The following is a 19,088-nucleotide window of genomic DNA, read 5'->3' on the forward strand; positions in this document are numbered from 1 at the left end:
AGCGATGGATAAAGCCGCGGAAAAGGTCAAGGAAGTGAAGTGCGTCGTATGGGATCTCGACCATACGATGTGGGACGGCATTTTGCTGGAGTCGGGCGAGGTCGCGCTGAAGCCGGGCATCCGGGAGATTCTCGAGGAGCTGGACTCGCGGGGCATCCTGCATTCGATTGCGAGCAGGAACGATGCGGAGCACGCGATGGGCAAGCTGCGCGAATTCGGCCTTGAATCGTATTTCCTGTATCCGGAGATTAACTGGAACGCCAAGTCGGCATCGATAGAGAAAATATGCGGCAGCTTGAACATCGGCAAAGACACGATTCTGTTCATTGACGATCAGCCCTTCGAACGCGACGAGGTGCAGAGCGTCCATCCAGAAGTGGCCTGCATGGATGCGGCCGACTATGGCACGCTGCTTGAGCATCCGCGTCTCAACCCGCGCTTCATCACGGAGGACTCGAAGCGCCGCCGCGCCATGTATATCGAGGACATGCAGCGCAAGCAGGAAGAAGAGGCGTTTTCAGGGCCTCAGGAAGCGTTCCTGAAATCGCTCGGCATGCGCTTCGTCATCAGCGAGGCCAGAGAGGAGGACTTGAAACGGGCGGAGGAACTGACCGTCCGCACCAATCAGTTGAATGCGACGGGTTATACCTACAGCTACGAGGAGCTGGACAGAATCAGACAGTCTCCGGACTATAAGCTCCTGGTGTGCGAGTTGACGGATAAATACGGATCGTATGGCAAGATCGGTCTCGCTCTCATCGAATTGAAGGAGAACTGCTGGCATTTGAAGCTGCTGCTGATGTCCTGCAGAGTGATGTCGCGCGGGGTGGGCACCGTGATGCTGACCTATATTATGCAGCAGGCCAAATTGGAAGGGAAAACGCTGCTGGCCGACTTTAAACAGACGGATCGCAACAAGATGATGTATGTCACGTACCGGTTCGCCAATTTTGTCGAAGTCTCCAATGACGGCGAGGGAAATATTCTGTTCCGAAATGATTTGAATCAAATTCAACCGTTCCCGCCTTATATTGAGGTAAAGGTGACGGTTGCCGGGAGAAAGGGGTAAACGCGATGGAAATCAAACAAAAAATTCGCGAATTCATTGAGAGCAATCTGGTTGTGTTCGAGGATGAAGCCGTGTTCTCCGACGACGATCATATTTTTCAAATGGGCTTTGTCAATTCCTTGTTCGCAATGAAGCTGCTGGGTTATATCGAGCAGGAGTTCGGGATCACGGTCGGGAACGAGGATCTGGATATCGCCAATTTCAGCACGCTCAACAATATCGTCCGGCTCATCGAAAAGCATATGCAGGAGGTATAGAGGATGAATGCTCACACATGCTCTTCTGGCGCTCAGATCGTGGAGGAGGCAAGACAGTTCGCCGCCCGGGAGATTCGGCCGCTGGCCGGAGAGATCGACGCCAACGGGGAACTCCCCCGCAGCCTGATCGCCAAGCTGGGCGAGCGCGGGTATTTGGCGGCAAGTTGGCCGGAGGAGTACGGCGGCCTGGGGCTGGATCCGGTGGCATATGGACTGCTTACGGAGCAGATCGGCAAGGCGTGCAGCAACACCAGGGCGCTGCTGACCGTGCAAACCTCGCTGCTGGGAGAGACGATGCTGAGATTCGGCACCGAGGCGCAAAAGCGGCTCTGGCTGCCGCAGATGGCGAGGGCGGAGAAGCTGGGGGCGTTTGCCCTGTCCGAGCCGAACGTGGGCTCGGATGCCAAAAGCGTGCAGACGACTTACCGGAAAGAGGGCGCGCGGTACATATTGAACGGCAGCAAGAAGTGGATATCGTTTGCGGCCATCGCTGATTTTTTTGTCGTCGTCGCCGCAGATGCGGCCGGACAAATCACGTCATTCCTCGTTGAACGCGAACGCGAAGGCGTGCGCACTATCCCGATGGGCGGCATGCTTGGCAACCGCGGGGTCCATATCGCCGAGATTCGCTTCGATGAAGTGGAGATTCCGGCTGACAACGTGCTCGGCAACGTGGGGGGAGGCTTCACCTACATCGTCTCCACGGCTCTTGATCATGGCCGTTACAGCATTGCATGGGCGGGGGCGGCCATCGCGGCCGAAGCGCTGGAGGCGATGGTGGCGTATGCGCGGTCGCGCTCGCAATTCGGCGAGAAACTGCATCATTTCCAGCTGGTCAAAGGGATGATCGGGGATGCGGTCGCCAAGGTTCACGCCGCGCGATCGCTCTGTCTCAGCGCAGGGGAGATGCGCCGCGACGGAGCGGAGGACGCCATCCACCAAACGGCGATCGCCAAGTATTTTACATCGAAAGCCGCGGTGGAAGTGACGAACGATACCGTGCAAATTCATGGCGGCAACGGCTGCCGCAGCGACTACCCGGCGGAGCGGTTGTTCCGGGAAGCCAAGGTGCTGGAGATTATCGAGGGCACGAGCCAGATTCAACAACAGGTCATTGCCCAATACGGCCTGCGGAAGTACGCGGTCAAGAAGCAGGGGACAGTTCAAGCGGGAAGGGAGGCGTGACGGCGTGAAGGAGCCGCAAAAACTGGACAAAAGCAATGTGGAAGATATTTTGGCCTTAACCCCGATGCAGTCGGGCATGCTGCTCCAATATTTGAAGAACCCGGATACGACGCAGTATGTAGAGCTGATTCAATTGGACATCAGCGGCGAGATCGACTTCTCGCTGTTCGAACAATCATGGACATGCGTCGTTCAGGCGAACGAGGCGCTGCGTACCTTGTTCCGGTGGGAAGAGGTGAATCAGCCCGTACAAATTGTGCTGAAGCAGCATCGGCCCGTCATTCGTTACGAGAACTATTCCGAACTGGACGAGGAGGCCCGGGCCCGCCGGATCGCGGCGCGGATTGCCGCCGACAGACAGGAGAAGTTCCAGCTGGATCAGGTGCCGTTCCGGCTGACGCTATGCAAGCAGAGCGGACGGAAGCATACGCTGCTCATCAGCTTCCACCATATTTTGTTGGACGGATGGAGCACCGGCATTCTGTTGAAGGAGTGGCTGAGCGCTTATCGCATGCTGGCGCAAGGGATGAAGCCGGAGCTGCGGCGCAAGCCGCCGTTCAAGCAGTTCGTCGCCTTGCTTCAGCAGCAGGACAAGAAGAAGCAAGCGAGCTACTGGAGCCGGTATTTGCATGAGCTGGAGGCCAAGCCGATTCCGGTATCCAGAGGCGGAGCAAGCCTGGAAAAGGCGTCTATTGCCGTCCATACGGAAAAGCGAAGCGGGACATATGTTGCGGATCTGCACCGGTTTGTGCGGACGGCGCAAGTGACGCAAGCGGCGCTTTTCTATACCGCTTGGGGCATTTTGCTCCAGCATTATACGAACAGCGACGATGTCTTGTTCGGGATTACCGTATCCGGGCGCAGCACCAGCATTTCCGGCATGGAGGATATGGTCGGCTTGTTCATCAACACGCTGCCGCTCCGCATGAAGGCCGGTCCCGAACATGGCCTGCCCGCTCTCCTGGCCGATGTGAACCGTTCCGTTCAAGCGCATGAGGAGCATGCATGCACTTCCCTGACGGACATTAAGGGATATGGCGGGATGCGGGCGGAAGGCGTCCCGTTCGATTCGCTGTTGGTGGTGGAGAACTATCCTTTGGATAAGGCGGTCACCAGCTCCGAGGGGCCGCTTGCGATTGCTTCCCATCATATTGAAGAAGAAACCGAGTTCGATCTGACAGTCCGCATTACGGCGGCCGAGGAACTGGAGATGGCGTTTGCTTATAACGAGCAGGCGCATCGATCCGACACGGTAGCCAGGCTGGCTTGTCATTACCTCTACATCATCGAGCAAATCATTCAAACCTCTACCCAAGTTACGGCCTACCACGAGACGAGACTGCAGGATATCGGCATCCTTACCGCGGAAGAGCGGGAACAAATTCGGCATTTCAATCTGACAACCGCCAGTTATCCCCGTGAGAAGACCATTCATGAATTGTTCGAGGAACAGGTCCGGCTAGCGCCTGAAGGCACGGCCGTCACGGATGAACAGAGATCCTGCACCTACCGGGAGCTCAATGAACAAGCCAACCGGATTGCCCGCGCGCTGCAGGCGGATGGATTGGAATGCGGGCAAGTTGTCGGATTGCTGGCGAATCGCTCCACTGAAATGATCGCTGGCATGGTCGGGATTCTCAAAGCGGGAGGCGTCTATTTGCCGCTGGATTCTGCTCATCCTGCCGAACGGATCGCCTATATGCTGCAAGATGGGAAGGCAGACATCGTACTGGCTTCTTCCGGTCTTGAGTCGCTCGTGCCGGAACAGACGAAGGCAATGCTGTTGAACGAAGCGCTGCTTGGTTGCGGCGAAGCCGCCGACATGCCGCTGGTGAACGGGCCGGAGCATCCGGCCTACGTAATGTACACTTCAGGCTCGACCGGAACGCCTAAGGGCGTGGTGGTCAGCCACCGCAATGTTGTGCGGCTAATCCGCAATACGAACTACGTGCAGGTGGAAGCGGGAGATTGCATGCTCCAGGCAGGGGCCATCGGCTTCGATGCGCTCACGTTCGAGGTGTTCGGGGCGCTGTTGAATGGAGGAAGCCTGCACATTGCGGATAAGCATACACTGCTGGACAGCACCAGGCTGGATGCCTTTTTGCGCTCGCGGAGCATTTCGGTCGCAATTCTGACGCCGGCGCTATTCAACCAGTTGGCGCAGCAGCGGCCGCAGATGTTTGCCGGCTTGCGGCATCTCATTGTCGCCGGTGATGTATTGTCGCCGAAGCACATCGAAGCCGTCCGCCAGGCATGCCCAGGGTTGACGTTGTGGAATGGATACGGTCCTACAGAGAACACGGTCTTTTCGACCTGTTTTCGAATCGAACGCGAGTTTGCCGATCCTATTCCCATTGGTCCGCCGATCAGCAATTCCACGGCTTATATTGTCGACCGCCACGATAACCTGCTGCCGATAGGCGTTCCCGGTGAACTGATCGTAGGCGGGGACGGGGTGGCGCTCGGCTATTTGAACCAGCCCGAGCTGACCGCGGAGAAATTCGTGCCGGATCCGTTCCGTCCCGAGGGCGTCATGTACCGGACAGGGGATATGGCCTGTTGGCAGGAGGACGGAAGCATTGAATTTTTAGGGCGGATCGATCAGCAGGTCAAGATTCGCGGCCACCGGATCGAGCTTGGTGAAATCGAGACGCTGCTCCTCCAGCATCAATCAATTGAACAAGCGGCGGTAACGGCGCTGCGGCGGGGCGGTCACACAGAATTGTGCGCGTATGTGGTTCCTTCCCGGCAGGCGCCGGTATCCGAACTGCGGGCCTACCTGGCCGCGAAAGTGCCGGATTATATGATCCCGTCGCATTTCGTGCAACTGGATCGCATTCCGATGACGCCGAATGGGAAGCTTGACCGCAGGGCGCTGCCTGCTCCTGCGGAGCGCGCCTGTTCTGTTCAGGATGCGGCATTGCCGCGGACAGAGCTGGAGCGGCTCATCGCCGAAGCGTGGCAGGACGTACTCGAACTGGAGAGCGTAGGCATTCACGATAAATATTTCGAAGTAGGAGGCAATTCCATCAATCTGATTCAGCTCCAGAGCAAGTTGCAAAGGCAGTTGAAGCGCGAAGTGCCTATCGTCACGCTGTTCCAGTACCCGACCGTGCATGAATTGGCGGCCTATTTGGCGGGGGAAGCGGACGGGACGCAAAGCCGGGCCGGCGATCAGGCAGCGGCAAGCCGTGAGGACGAGCCGCATTCCCGACCTGCCGCCGGTTCGGCAAGGCCAGGCAATGAAGGCAGCCGCGACATCGCGGTGATCGGGATGGCCGGCAGATTTCCCGGCGCGCGCAATATCGCCGAATTCTGGAGCAACCTGCAGCAGGGACAGGAGTCGATCTCGTTCTTTACGGATGACGAGTTGGCCGAGTATGGGTTTGACCGCGATCTTTTGAAGCGGCCCGATTTCGTTAAGGCGAAGGGCGTGCTGGATGAGATGGAACACTTCGATCCAGCCTTCTTCGGCTATACTCCCGATCAGGCAGCCATTATGGATCCGCAAATACGGCTGCTGCATGAATGCGCTTGGCATGCCCTGGAGGACGCGGGCTGCGATCCGGAACGCCACGGCGGGTCCATCGGGCTGTTTGCCGGCGTGATGAACAACTTCCATTGGTTGTCGCAGCTAACCGAGCGTCTGCACGGGAACTTGTCGGACATGTTTGAGGTGAATTCACTCAATGATACCTATAGCGTCAGCACTCGCATTGCGCACAAGCTGAATTTGACCGGGCCCGCGATCAGTTTGCAAACCGCTTGCTCTACCTCGCTGGTGGCCGTCCATTTGGCGTGCCAGTCGATCCTCAGCGGCGATTGCGATCTGGCTCTGGCCGGCGGCGCATCGATCGTGCTTCCTCAGAAATCGGGATACGTGTATCAGGAAGGCATGATCAAGTCGCCGGATGGACATTGCCGCGCCTTCGACGCCAAGGCGAAAGGGACGATAGGCGGAGACGGCGTTGGCTTCGTCGTGCTCAAGCCGCTGCAGGCCGCGAAGAAGGACGGAGACCGGATCTATGCGGTCATCAAGGGAACGGCCATCAACAATGACGGCAGCCGCAAGGTCGGTTATACGGCCCCGAGCGTGGAGGGCCAGATGGACGTCATTAAGAGAGCGCTGGCCGCGGCGCAAGTTCCGGCGGACAGTATCACGTACGTGGAGGCGCACGGATCGGGAACGCCGCTGGGCGATCCGATCGAGATCGAAGCGCTGACGAAGGCGTTCCGGCCGGCAAGAACCGGCTTTTGCCGCATCGGCTCGATCAAGACGAACATCGGCCATCTGGATGCCGCGGCGGGCGTGGCCGGGTTGATGAAGACGGCATTGGCCCTTCATCACAAACAGATTCCGCCGAGCCTTCACTTTGAGACGCCGAATCCGAACATTGATTTCGCCAATAGTCCGTTCATCGTGAACACGGAGCTCGCCGAATGGCGGAACGAGGCGGGGCCGCTGCGGGCCGGAGTGAGCTCCTTCGGCATCGGAGGGACGAATGCCCACGTCATTTTGGAGGAGGCTCCCGTGCGCGAAGCGTCAGGAGCGGGGCGGCCGGGCCAACTGCTGGCGCTGTCGGCCAAGACGCCGGCTGCGCTGGATGCGATGACTGCCAATCTAGGCGCCTATCTTCAGGAGCGCCGCGAGCTCAGCCTCGCGGATGTCGCGTACACGCTGCAGAGCGGCCGCCGGCATTTCAAGCATCGGCGCATCCTGTCCTGCGGGACGATCGAGGAAGCGATTGAGGCGTTGACGCCGGCTGAAGGCAGGAACAGCTTCGATGAACGGAAAGTCGTCACCTGCGCCATGGACGACGGGGGCAGTTCCGTCGTGTTCATGTTCTCCGGGCAAGGCTCGCAATACGTCAATATGGGAGCGGACTTGTACCGGAACGAGCCGGTGTTCCGCGCGGAGATGGATCGCTGCTTCCGTCTGTACCGCGAGATGTCCGGCCGCGACATGAAGGAAATCTTGTACCCGTCCGCGGATGCGGAAGCGGCGGCCCTGCAGCTGAATCAGACGAAGCATATCCAACCGGTCATGTTCATGTTTGAATATGCGCTGGCGCGGCTTGTCATGGCGTGGGGCGTGAAGCCGGAAGCGATGATCGGGTACAGCTTCGGCGAATTTACGGCCGCCTGCCTCGCGGATGTACTGTCTCTCGAAGATGCGATGCGGCTCATCATCTTGCGCGGGGAACTGATGCAGCAGGCGCCGGCGGGGGCGATGCTCAGCGTGCCGCTGCCCGAGCGGGAGTTGAGGCTCCGTCTGAACGGCACCTTGTCGCTGGCCGTCGTGAACGGACCGTCGTGCATTGTGTCGGGCTCGGAGGAAGATATCGCCGCTTTCGAGCAGCGGATGAAGGCGGAGAAAATCATGTGCATGAGATTGCCGGTGGCGACGGCCGGGCATTCATCGCTGCTGCACGCGGTGAAGGAACCGTTCGCCGCCGCCGTGCGCCAAGCGCGTTTGCGTCCCCCTTCCATTCCGTATGTCTCCACGACCACGGGCACGTGGATCACCGCGGAGGAAGCGGCTGACCCGGAATATTGGATTCGGCACTTGACCGATACGGTCCGTTTCGCCGACGGCATGGCGCTGCTGGTTCAAGAACCGGGCAGGCTGTTCGTCGAGATCGGCCCCGGCCAGGATTTAACGCTGCTCGCGCGCCGGCACCTCGGCAGCGGCCGCGAACGGCAGGCTCTTAACCTGGTTCGCCCGGCGCAGCGCGGCGGATCGGACAGCGCCTTGCTGGTCAACCGGATCGGCAGACTGTGGCTGCACGGCCAGTCCATCGATTGGCAGGCCTTCCACGGGGAAGCCCGCGCCATTGTCTCCTTGCCGTCCTATCCGTTCGCCCGGGAGCGCTATTGGCCTCAAGGTTCCGGAAGCGCGCCGGCGGCGCCGGGAACGGGCCGGGGCAAGGACCGGCCGGCAAGCGGAAAAATGGGCAAACAGGCCGACATGTCCGACTGGTTCTATGTGCCGACCTGGAAAAAGGCGCCTGCCGCTCCCGCAAGCTTGAAGGGAGACACTTCCGGCAATTGGCTTGTCTTCGCCGACGGCACGGGATTCGCCGCGGACATCGCCAAGCATCTCTCCGAACGGGGGGCCTATGTCGTCACGGTACGGGCAGGAGAGCGATATGAGCAGGAAGGAACGACACAGTATACGGTTCACCCGCGGAACGAGGAGGATTACGCGAAGCTGTTCTCCGAGCTGCGAGCACACGGGCGGCTGCCGAACCGAATGCTGCATGCCTGGGGCGTAACCGCTCCGTCCCATTCGGATCTGCCATGGACACGGGCCGCGCAGGATCTTGGGTTCTACAGCCTGCTCTATACGGCCAAAGCATTGAAGCGGCAGCAGGTCCGGGAAGAAATGCGCATGTGGGTAGTAACCGACAGCGTGCATGCCATCGCGGGCGAGCCCGTCCTGTATCCGGAGAAGGCGACGGTGCTCGGCCCGTGCCGGGTTATTCCGCAGGAGCTTCCGCATATTCAGTGCCGGAGCATTGATATCGTCTTGCCGGAAGCGGGGAGCTGGCAGCGGGAAAGGCTAATCAGCCGCCTGCTGGACGAATTCGGCGCTGCCGGAACCGAATTGGCGGTAGCCTATCGCGACAACGCGCGGTGGGTGCTCGACTATGAGCCGTTCAAAGTAAGCGAGCCCGAGCCCCAGCCGCAGGGGCTGCGCCAAGGCGGCGTCTATTTGATTACGGGCGGGTTAGGATACATGGGCCATACGCTTGGCGGTTATCTCGCCGAAAGCGTTCAGGCGAAGCTGGCGCTCACCAGCCGCTCCCCGTTTCCGCCTCGCGAGGAATGGGATGCATGGTTGTCTGCCCATGGGAGGGAAGATGCCGTCAGCGTCCAGATCGGCAAGCTGCGCCAGCTCGAAGCCCAAGGGGCGGAAGTGCTCGTGCTGTCCGCGGACGCGGCCGATCAGGGACAAATGGAGACGGTTATCCGGCAAGCCGAGGCGGCGTTCGGCCCGTTGAACGGGGTCATTCACGCTGCCGGGATGACGGGAGATGCCGCCTTCCGGATGCTGGAGGAGACGGATGAAGCGCTATGCGAGCAGCATTTCCGGGCCAAATTGTATGGTCTGCTCGTTCTGGAGCAGGTGCTGGAAGGCAAGGAGCTCGATTTCTGCCTGCTCGCATCATCGCTGTCTCCGATGCTCGGCGGCTTGGGCTTTTCCGCCTACGCGGCGGCGAACCATTTCATGGATGCCTTTGTGCATGATCGCAACCGCCGTCAGCCGGTGCCGTGGACGAGCGTCAACTGGGAGGGCTGGCAGCTGGAGGCGGATCAGACGATTCGCGGGCAAGCGGGCACTTCGATTTCCGAACTGCTCATTGCCCCCGCCGAGGGAGTCGAGCTGCTGCGGCGCTTGCTGTCGGTGCGGGACATGAGCCAGATCGTCATCTCGACCGGCGATCTGGGCGCGCGGATCGACAAGTGGGTAAGACGGGAGGGGCAGCATGGGGAACCGGAAGCATTCCCGCAAGGAGACGGCTCCTATTACTCCCGGCCGGCGCTGTCCGGCGAATATGAGGCTCCTGCCACGGAGACGGAACGGAAGCTGTGCGCAATGTGGGAGCAGTTTTTCCGCATCGACCGGATCGGCGTGCAGGACGACTTTTTCGAACTGGGCGGCGACTCGCTCAAAGCGATTACGGTCGTCTCCGCGATTCACAAAGAGCTGAGCGTCGAGATTGGCCTGCCCGTTTTTTTCAATATGCCGACGATTCAGCAGTTGTCCGCTTATATCGACGGGGCGGAACGGAGCGCTTATCACGACATCGAGCCGGCCGAGGCGAAGGACTATTACGAGCTGTCCTCGGCGCAGAAGCGTCTCTATTTGATTCAGCAGATGGAACAGGGGCATACGGGGTACAACGAAATCGTCGCGGGCGTGCTGGAGGGGCGGCTCGACCGGGCGCGCCTGGAAGCGGCGCTGCGGCAGATGGTGGAGCGCCATGAAAGCTTGCGCACATCGTTCGAGATCGTGAACGGCAAGCCGATGCAGAAAATCAACGAAGCGGTCGCGATCGAACTGGAATACGAGGACTACAGCGCCGCCGTCACGCCGCTTGACGGCGAGGAGGACGCGGATGAGCGGATTCGCGGCGCGGTGGCGGCATTCGTGCGCCCCTTTGACTTGACCCGGGCGCCGCTGATGCGGGCCGGACTGATCAAGCTCGGGGAAGACCGGCATGTGTTGATGGTGGATATGCACCACATCGTCTCCGATGGCTTGTCGCAGGACATTTTCGTCAACGACTTCCTGGCTCTGTATGCCGGACGCGACTTGCCCGGGCTTCCGCTGCAATACAAAGATTTTTCGGAATGGCAAAACCGGATGATGGACACGGACGAGATGAGACGGCAGGGGGCGTTCTGGCTGGAGCGGCTGAAGGACGCTCCGCGGCTGGCCTTGCCCACGGACTATCCTCGGCCGGACACGAGAAGCTTCGCCGGCAGCCTCGTTCCGTTCGAGCTGGATGCAGAGCGGACCCAAGCCTTGAAGTCGCTCTGCCTGAGGGAAGACGTGACGTTGTTCATGGCCCTGCTCTCCATCTTCAATCTGCTGCTGGCCAAAGTGTGCGGACAGGACGACATCGTGGTCGGGACCCCGGTTGTCGGCCGCAAGCAGCAAGCGTTGCAGCTTATTATCGGCAAGTTCGTCAACATGCTTCCGCTGCGCAACCGGCTGCAGGAAGAGATGAGCTTCACCGATTTGCTTCAAGCCGTGCGCTCGACGACACTGGACGCCTTCGCTCATCAGGACTTCCAATTCGAGGAAATGGTGCGGCAGGCGGGAAGGGAACGCGAACTGGGGCGGAATCCGATTTTCGATGTCGTGTTCGCCTTGCAGAACATGCAGAATCCGGAGATGAGCATTCCCGGCTTGATGCTGAAGCCATTCCCGTTCATTCATGACGCCTCTCACTTCGATTTGTCGCTCATCGCGGAAGAGGACGGAGACCGGCTGGCATTCAAGTTCGAATACAGCACCCGCTTGTTTCAGCGCGATACGATCGAGCGTTTTGCCTCTTACCTGCAGGATATCGTGTCTGACATACTGGCCCATCCGGACAAGAAGGTAAGGGAGATTGAGATTGCGCATCATCTGGCCGAGCCGGAGGCTGTGTTCCTCGCCGGCGCCCAGGGGGAATTCGGCCTGTGAGTGAATTGCGCGGAAATAAGGGAGGTATGGCAATGGGGTTCGCAAGTAGATTGGACAGATTGGCGGTGGCCGCTTCCCAAAAAAGCAAGGAGCGGGACTATTGGCTGGCGGCCTTATCCGGAGAATACGACAAGAGCGGCTTTCCTTGCGACGATGCGCGCGGAACCGGACTGCAGGCGGAAGAAGCCCCCTTCCGCCTTCCGCCGGAGCTGACGGCCCGCTTGCTGCAAGTAAGCAACGGATCGGATGCGAAGCTGCATGTGGTGTTATCCGCCGCGCTCGCGGCCTTGCTGGCCAGATTGGGGAACCGGAACGACGTCGTCATCGGGACTCCGATTTACAGGCAGCGGGAGGAAGCCGAATTCATCAATGCCGTGCTGCCGCTGCGGGCCAAGCTGGATGGCTCTCTCTCGTTCAGGCAATGTCTGCTTCAAATGCAGGAGACGATTGTGGGGGCGGTGGAGCATCAGAGCTATCCGATGGAGCTCGCCGCGCAGCAACTGGGCCTTCCGGCTGACGATCCGCTCGCCCATCCGCTGTTCGAGACGGCATTGCTTCTCGACAATATTCACGATGAGCGGTACTTCCGGGACGTGAAATGGAAGACACTGTTCCGCTTCCGCAGGACAGAGGACGGGATTGACGGCGCAATCCAATATAATTCGCGGCTATACCGCAGCGGCACCATGGCAAGCCTCGCTTCCCGTTACATGCTCCTGCTGCGGGAGGCGCTGGCGAATCCCGATCAGCCGCTGCGGAGCATCCCCGTCCTGCTGCCCGGGGAGAAGGAGCGGCTTCTCGGCCCATTGGCCGGAGGCTCGTCCGACTATCCGCGGGAACAGGCCGTGCACCGCTTGTTCGAGGAACAGGCGGCGCGCACGCCGGACGCGCCGGCCGTCATCAGCCGGGAAGGGCAGTTGACGTATGGCGAGCTGAACGCCAAGGCCAACCAATTGGCGTGGAGGCTGCGGGCGGCCGGAGTGGAGAAGGGCGAGATCGTCGGCTTGCTGCTCGCCCCTTCCGCCGACATGCTGGTCGGCATGCTGGCCGCATTGAAGGCCGGAGGCGCTTTTTTGCCGATAGATCCGGATTACCCCGACGAGCGCATCGCCTTCATGCTGGAGGACAGCGGCGCGCGCGTGGTGCTGACGCAGCGGCCTCTGGCGGGAAGGACAGCCGGCCGCGAAGCGCTGTGCTTCGACGAGGCGGAGCCGTTCGCAGGGGAGACGGAGAACGGGACGGCGGCCGATCCCGAAGCGCTGGCTTACGTCATCTACACGTCAGGCTCTACCGGACAGCCGAAGGGGGTCATGATCGAGCATCGCTCGCTCGTCAATCTGGCGTTCTGGCATATTCGCGCCTTCGGCGTAACGCCAGCCGACCGGAGCATCAAATACGCCGGATTCGGCTTCGACGCTTCGGTATGGGAGGTGTTTCCGTATCTGCTGGCAGGGTCAGCCATTCATATCGTGCCTGCGGACATCCGGCTGGATGCGCGCAAGCTGAACGGCTTTTTTGCGGAGCAGGGCATTACGATCGCCTTCCTGCCGACCATGATGTGCGAGCAGTTCATAGAGCTGCCGGAACGGAAAGCGGAGACGCTGCGGATATTGTTAACGGGCGGAGACCGCTTGAAGCGATACGCGCCGGGGAGCTTCCGGCTCTTCAACAATTACGGGCCGACCGAGAATACGGTGGTGACCACATGCGCGGAAATCAGGACGGATGATGGCGGCATCCCGATCGGACGCCCGATCGACAATACGCGAGTATATGTGCTCGACCGCGATCTTCAGCTGCTCCCGCCGGGCGTGCCGGGCGAAATCTGCGTCGCGGGCGCCGGCTTGGCCCGCGGCTATCTCGGCCGGCCGGAGCTGACGGCGGAGAGGTTCGTGCCCCATCCGCTCGTTCCGGGGGAACGTCTGTACCGGACGGGCGATCTGGGGCGCTGGCTCTCCGACGGCATGCTGGAGTACTGCGGCCGCCAGGATGACCAGGTGAAGGTGCGGGGGTACCGCATCGAGCCCGGGGAGATCGAAATGCTGCTGCGCGCGCATGAGGAAGTCCGCGAGGCGGTGATCCGGGTCCGGGAGGACGAGAACGGCCAAAACATGCTTTGCGCGTACTACACCGGCCCGGCCGGCTTGTCCGCGGCCGAACTGCGGGACTATTTGGCCCCGCAGCTGCCGGCCTATATGATTCCATCCTATTTCGTCCGTCTGGAGCGGCTGCCCGTGACGGCGAACGGGAAACTGGACGCGAAGGCTCTGCCCAATCCGAAGGAGCTCGTTCATACCGGCAAGAAATATGTGGCCCCGCAGGGCGGCATCGAGAACATGCTCGTCCGAATCTGGGCCGAAGTGTTGTCCATTCGCGAGGACAAGGTCGGCGTGCAGGATACCTTTTTCGATCTGGGCGGGAACTCGTTCCAGCTCGTGCAGGCGGTCAATAAGCTGTCAGAAGCGTTCGGCCGGGAAATCCCCGTGCCGGTGATGTTCCAATACACGACGATTGCGGCGCTCGGCGGTTATCTAGAGCGGCTGGACAGCGGCGAAGCGCCTAGGCCGCAGGAGATGGCGGACAACGAGGAAATAGATGCGGGATTCGCAACGATGGAGCAGACGATGTTCCTACTGGAGGGGGCGCACGATGACTAAGAGCCAACAGACCCAAGCGGCGACCGGACTCGAAATTGCCGTGATCGGAATGGCGGGGCGGTTTCCCGGCGCCCGGAATATAGAGGAATATTGGGACAATCTGAAAAACGGGAAAGAGTCGGTCCGCTTCTTTTCCGATGAAGAGCTTGAGGCGGCCGGGGTCGAATCCGAGCTGATTCGCAACCCGCGCTATGTAAAAGCGAAGGCGGTTGTGCCCGATGCGGAGTGGTTTGATTCCGACTTTTTCGATTATTCTCCGCGCGAAGCGGAGGTCATTGATCCACAGCTTCGCATCTTCCATGAATGCGCTTGGGAGGCGCTGGAGCATGCCGGCTATGATCCCGAGCAGACGAACGGCGCCATCGGGCTGTTCGCCGGCGCTTCGGCAAGCATTTACTGGCAGCTGGTGGCCATGCTGTCGCGCAGCGAGAGCACGGCCGAGCAATTCGCGGCGCTGGCTTTATCGGACAAAGATTTTTTGAGCACGCGAATTTCTCACAAGCTGAATTTGAAAGGGCCGAGCGTGAACGTCGATTCCGCCTGCTCCACCTCGCTGCTGGCGATCCATATGGCCTGCCGGGCGCTGCTGACGGGCGAGTGCAGGATGGCATTGGCCGGCGGAGTGACCGTGACGGTTCCCCGCACGGAAGGCTATCTGTATGAAGAAGGGATGGTCAGCTCGCCGGACGGGCATTGCCGGGCGTTTGACGCCAAGGCGAAGGGGACCGTCGGGGGCGAAGGCGCGGGAATCGTCGTGCTCAAGCCGCTGAAGCAGGCCATCGCCGACGGCGACTGCATCTACGCGGTCATCAAGGGATCGGCGTCCAACAATGACGGCACGCGCAAGGTGGGATTTTCCGCTCCCAGCATCGAGGGCCAGGCGGAGGTCATTCGGGCGGCGCAGCGCATGGGCCGGATCGCGCCGGAGAGCATCAGCTATGTGGAAGCTCACGGCACAGGCACCGCGCTTGGCGATCCAGTCGAGATCGAGGCGTTGAAGCTGGCTTTTCAGACGGAGAAAACAGGGTTTTGCCGCATCGGATCCGTCAAGACGAACATCGGCCATCTGAACAGCGCCGCCGGTGTCGCGGCGTTCATCAAGACCGTGCTGTCCCTGCATCACAAGCAGCTTCCGCCGAGCCTGCATTTCGAGACGCCCAATCCCAAAATCGATTTTGCGAACAGCCCGTTCCTCGTCAATACGGAGCTGATCCCGTGGACGAACGAACCCTATCCGCTGCGGGCCGGCGTCAGCTCATTCGGCATCGGCGGAACCAATATCCATATCGTGCTTGAGGAAGCCCCGCCGCAGCCGGACGGAGACGAGGGGAGAGCGGCGCAGCTCGTGCTGTTGTCCGCCAAGACGGAATCCGGGCTGGAGCAGGCCACGGCCCGCCTGCGCGCCCATTTGCGGGAGCATCCGGGCCTCCCGCTGCCCGATGTGGCCTACACGCTGCAGATCGGCCGCCGGGCGTTCCGGCATCGGCGCATGTTCGTCTGCTCCTCCGCGGAGGAAGCGCGGGAATTGCTGGAGACCTTGCCCCCGGAACGGGTTCACACCCGGAGCTGCGACAACGACCAGGCCCGGCTGGTGTTCATGTTCCCCGGTCAAGGCGCGCAGTACGTCAACATGGGGCTTGACCTCTATATGCGGGAGCCGGACTTCCGCGAGACGGTGGACCGGTGCTGCGGCATTGTCCGTCCGCTGCTGGACGCGGATCTGAAGGAATTGTTGTATCCGGCCGGGAATGACGCGGCCGCCGATTGCGCCGAGCGCATCAAGCAGACCGACGTGACCCAGCCGCTCATGTTTATTTTCTCCTACGCGCTGGCGCAGCTCCTGATGAAATGGGGCTTGAAGCCAAGCGCCTTGATCGGCCATAGCGCCGGCGAATACGTGGCCGCGTGCCTGGCGGGAGTGATGACGCTGGAAGAAGCGCTGGAGCTGGTCGCGCTGCGGGGGAGATTGATGCACGGCATGCCGCCGGGAGCGATGCTCAGCGTGCCGCTGCCGGAGCAGGAGCTGAAGCCGCTTCTGGCTGACGGCGTCTCGATCGCGGCGGTGAACGGAGCGGCGCTGTGCGTCGCATCGGGGCCGCATGACGAGATTGACCGGCTGGAACGGCAGCTTGCCGAAGCGGGGCATGCCTGCTCGAGGCTGCACACCTCCCATGCCTTTCATTCGGCGATGATGGAGCCGATCATGGAGGCGTTCCGCCGGAAGGTCAGCGAAATGACGCTCCGTGCGCCATCCATTCCTTATATTTCAAATGTAACCGGAACCTGGATTAAAGCGGAGGAAGCCATCGAGCCGGAGTATTGGATCCGGCATTTGCGCGGCACCGTCCGTTTTGCGGACGGTCTCCGCGAGCTGCTGCGGGACGGCAAAGCCGTGTTCGTGGAAGCGGGTCCGGGCAACGCGTTAAGCGCATTCGTGCGCCGGCATCCCGACAAGACGGCGCGCCACGCGGCCGTCAATCTCGTCCGGCATCCGAAGGAGCAAGCCCGCGACGACGAATATTTGCTGCAGCAGGTGGGACGGCTGTGGCTGGAAGGAGCCCGGCCGGATTGGAGAGCGTTCCATGCGGGCGAGCGGCGCAAGCGGACGGCCCTGCCGGCCTATCCGTTCGAACGCCGCCGCTATTGGGTCGATCCGCCGTTCGAGATCGACATTCTGAAGCAGGGGCTGACGCGCAAGCGGAACCCGGATTCGCGCCCGCAGGACAGCGCCGGGTTCGCCAAAAAGAATTCGGTCCGCGAGTGGCTGTACGCTCCGGTGTGGGAACGATCGTTTTTGCAGGAAGCGGGAGCGGCGGGCTCTGAGCATCCTGGAAGCCTCTGGGTTGTCTTCTCGCCGGAGGACGGGATCATCCCGCGGCTGGTTGCCCGCATGCGGGAGGCTGGCCGCGATGTCGTCGCCGTGCATCCTTCTGATTCATTCTCGCCCTTGAACGACGGGGCATACCGGATTCATCCCGGGGAACCGGAGCATTATGAGCGTCTGCTGCGGACGCTGACCGAAGCCGGAAGACCGCCGCACCGAATCATACACGCGTGGCTGACGGCGGAAGCCGCGGAAACCACGGAAGCCGCAGACACCGGGAAAGCGGAAGCACGCATCCCTTCGGCTGAAGACCGGGCGCTTGACAGAGGGTACTACAGCCTCCTCGCGTTGGCGCGGGCCATCGGGTCTTGCGGCCTTCAGGAGGGAGTTCGCCTTGCGGTCGTGACCTCCCATATGCAGGAGGTGACAGGCGACGAGCGGCTGCAGCCGGAACAGGCGGCCGCGATCGGCGCTTGTCTGGTCATTCCGCAAGAGTATGGCCATGTGCGCTGCCGCAGCATCGATATCGCGGATTCGTTCCGGCCGAGCGAGCCGGAACGGCAGCAAGCCCTGGTCGAGCGCTTGCATGCGGAGCTAGCCGCCCCTTCCGACGACCTGTTCGTCGCTTACCGCGGGGCGCACCGCTGGGTGCAAAAATACGCCCGGCTGCCGGAGCCCGCAGCCGATACCGGCCTGCGCAAGCACGGGGTGTACTTGATCACGGGAGGGCTTGGCGGCATCGGCTTGACGTTGGCGGAACATTTGGCCAAGACGGTGCAGGCGAAGCTGATTCTGGTTGGCCGTTCGGGACTGGAAAGCGCAGGGGCGGACAAGCGCGGCGCACTGGGTGAACTCGAGAGGCACGGATCCGAGGTGCTTGTCTGCAAGGCGGATGTGTGCGACGAGGCGCGGATGGAGCAGGTCGCCGCCGAGGCCGTGGCCCGCTTCGGCGCGATTCATGGCGTCATCCACGCGGCGGGAATTTCCGACGGAGCGCTTATCCAGCGGCGCACACGGGAGATGGATGAACGCGCGCTGGCGGCCAAGGTGGAGGGCACGCGGGTGCTGGACCGGGTGCTCGAACGGGTGATGGGCCCGGCCGGCATGCGGCTTGATTTCCTTGTGTTGTGCTCTTCTCTGACCGCCGCGCTGGGCGGCGTCGGCCAAGCCGGCTATTGCGCGGCCAATGCGTATCTCGACGCTTACGCTTGCAGCAAGCGGGCCCAGGGAGGCACGCATGTCGTCGCCATTGCGTGGGACGGCTGGCAGAGCGTCGGGATGGCCGCGGCAGCCGAGCTAGAGATCGCGGCGATGACGGCGCAGGCGGGCGTGCGGGCCCAGGGGCCGGACAAGCTGACGCGGCTGCTGCCGGAGGAAGGAGTGGCGGTCTTCCGGCAGGCGTTGGCATGCCGCCGGCCGCAAGTGCTGGTGTCGACGACGGATTTGCCGCAGCGGGTACAAGCCGCGCGCGCATCGTCACTGCACTCGCTGATGAACAAGGAAGGGGACGGAACCGGCCCGCAAGCGGCCCGTCCCGATGTCAGCGCGGGGCATGCTTCGCCGGAGGACGAGTTGGAACAGACGCTGGCGGACCTGTGGCGGGATTATCTTGGTATCGAACAAGTCGGTCTGCACGACAACTTTTTTGAGCTTGGCGCTACCTCCCTCGATATCATTCAGATGAATACGAAGCTGCAGCGCGCGCTGGGACGGGAAGTGGCGGTCGTTGACATGTTCACCCATCCGACCATTCATTCGCTGGCAGAATCGCTTCGGCAGGGGGCGCACAAGGAGGCGGTGCCGCCGGAAGAGACGGCGGATCGCTCCGAGCGGATACATGAAGGCAAAAATCGGTTGAAGCAGCGGCTTCAAAAGCGGGAGAGAACGTGAAAGGGGC

6 protein-coding genes are annotated in these 19,088 nt (G+C 61.3%); all 6 read left to right on the forward strand.

What is annotated here, in order from left to right:
• Positions 1-4: 4 nt before the first annotated feature.
• The 6 genes from L6439_RS09520 to L6439_RS09545 are packed head-to-tail and all read left to right on the forward strand — an operon-like array spanning position 5 to position 19,081.
• Positions 5-1,069, forward strand: coding sequence for an HAD-IIIC family phosphatase (locus tag L6439_RS09520; protein WP_213470242.1), 1,065 nt, complete (start codon positions 5-7; stop codon positions 1,067-1,069).
• A gap of 5 nt (positions 1,070-1,074) precedes the next feature.
• Positions 1,075-1,326 (forward strand): acyl carrier protein, encoded by a 252-nt coding sequence (locus L6439_RS09525; RefSeq protein ID WP_168182430.1) that lies wholly within the window; start codon positions 1,075-1,077, stop codon positions 1,324-1,326.
• 3 nt (positions 1,327-1,329) lie between these two features.
• Positions 1,330-2,511, forward strand: a complete 1,182-nt coding sequence (locus L6439_RS09530) for an acyl-CoA dehydrogenase family protein (RefSeq protein ID WP_213470244.1) — start codon at positions 1,330-1,332, stop codon at positions 2,509-2,511.
• 4 nt (positions 2,512-2,515) lie between these two features.
• Positions 2,516-11,710, forward strand: coding sequence for a non-ribosomal peptide synthetase/type I polyketide synthase (locus L6439_RS09535; protein WP_213470246.1), 9,195 nt, complete (start codon positions 2,516-2,518; stop codon positions 11,708-11,710).
• A 32-nt stretch (positions 11,711-11,742) separates the two neighbouring features.
• Positions 11,743-14,367, forward strand: a complete 2,625-nt coding sequence (locus L6439_RS09540) for a non-ribosomal peptide synthetase (RefSeq protein WP_213470248.1) — start codon at positions 11,743-11,745, stop codon at positions 14,365-14,367.
• A complete protein-coding gene (locus L6439_RS09545) occupies positions 14,360-19,081 on the forward strand; it encodes a type I polyketide synthase (protein WP_213470250.1) in 4,722 nt (1,573 codons plus the stop codon). Before L6439_RS09540 ends, L6439_RS09545 begins: the two co-directional genes overlap by 8 nt.
• Positions 19,082-19,088: the final 7 nt, after the last annotated feature.

Source organism: Paenibacillus dendritiformis (assembly GCF_021654795.1).
Classification (GTDB): domain Bacteria; phylum Bacillota; class Bacilli; order Paenibacillales; family Paenibacillaceae; genus Paenibacillus_B.

Excerpts from the sequence above, each read along its gene's own strand:
- L6439_RS09520 (WP_213470242.1), top strand. The coding sequence starts at position 5 with ATGGATAAAGCCGCGGAAAAGGTCAAGGAAGTGAAGTGCGTCGTATGG.
- L6439_RS09525 (WP_168182430.1), top strand. The coding sequence starts at position 1,075 with ATGGAAATCAAACAAAAAATTCGCGAATTCATTGAGAGCAATCTGGTT.
- L6439_RS09540 (WP_213470248.1), top strand. The coding sequence starts at position 11,743 with ATGGGGTTCGCAAGTAGATTGGACAGATTGGCGGTGGCCGCTTCCCAA.
- L6439_RS09530 (WP_213470244.1), top strand. The coding sequence starts at position 1,330 with ATGAATGCTCACACATGCTCTTCTGGCGCTCAGATCGTGGAGGAGGCA.
- L6439_RS09545 (WP_213470250.1), top strand. The coding sequence starts at position 14,360 with ATGACTAAGAGCCAACAGACCCAAGCGGCGACCGGACTCGAAATTGCC.